Below are 1,028 nucleotides of genomic sequence, written 5' to 3'. Positions count from 1 at the left end.
ATTTTGTATGTACCATATGAATAAGGATCGGCTAACTCCGTGCCAGCAGCCGCGGTAATACGGAGGATCCGAGCGTTATCCGGATTTATTGGGTTTAAAGGGAGCGTAGGTGGATTGTTAAGTCAGTTGTGAAAGTTTGCGGCTCAACCGTAAAATTGCAGTTGAAACTGGCAGTCTTGAGTACAGTAGAGGTGGGCGGAATTCGTGGTGTAGCGGTGAAATGCTTAGATATCACGAAGAACTCCGATTGCGAAGGCAGCTCACTAGACTGTCACTGACACTGATGCTCGAAAGTGTGGGTATCAAACAGGATTAGATACCCTGGTAGTCCACACAGTAAACGATGAATACTCGCTGTTTGCGATATACAGTAAGCGGCCAAGCGAAAGCATTAAGTATTCCACCTGGGGAGTACGCCGGCAACGGTGAAACTCAAAGGAATTGACGGGGGCCCGCACAAGCGGAGGAACATGTGGTTTAATTCGATGATACGCGAGGAACCTTACCCGGGCTTAAATTGCANTGTGAAGGTGCTGCATGGTTGTCGTCAGCTCGTGCCGTGAGGTGTCGGCTTAAGTGCCATAACGAGCGCAACCCTTATCTTTAGTTACTAACAGGTCATGCTGAGGACTCTAGAGAGACTGCCGTCGTAAGATGTGAGGAAGGTGGGGATGACGTCAAATCAGCACGGCCCTTACGTCCGGGGCTACACACGTGTTACAATGGGGGGTACAGAAGGCGGCTACCTGGTGACAGGATGCTAATCCCAAAAACCTCTCTCAGTTCGGATCGAAGTCTGCAACCCGACTTCGTGAAGCTGGATTCGCTAGTAATCGCGCATCAGCCATGGCGCGGTGAATACGTTCCCGGGCCTTGTACACACCGCCCGTCAAGCCATGAAAGCCGGGGGTACCTGAAGTACGTAACCGCAAGGAGCGTCCTAGGGTAAAACTGGTAATTGGGGCTAAGTCGTAACAAGGTAGCCGTACCGGAAGGTGCGGCTGGAACACCTCCTTTCTGGAGCGATG

At 51.4% G+C, this 1,028-nt stretch carries 1 other annotated feature.

Annotated features, from left to right (window positions below):
- Positions 1-81: 81 nt before the first annotated feature.
- Positions 82-1,004 (top strand) — a sequence feature (most likely nonfunctional fraction of RNA operon).
- Positions 1,005-1,028: the final 24 nt, after the last annotated feature.

The sequence above is a fragment of the Bacteroides sp. DH3716P genome, assembly GCF_025914115.1.
Lineage (GTDB): Bacteria > Bacteroidota > Bacteroidia > Bacteroidales > Bacteroidaceae > Bacteroides > Bacteroides ovatus.
Note: the sequence above shows the minus strand (reverse complement) of the source record. Positions and strands in the feature narration are given on the sequence as shown.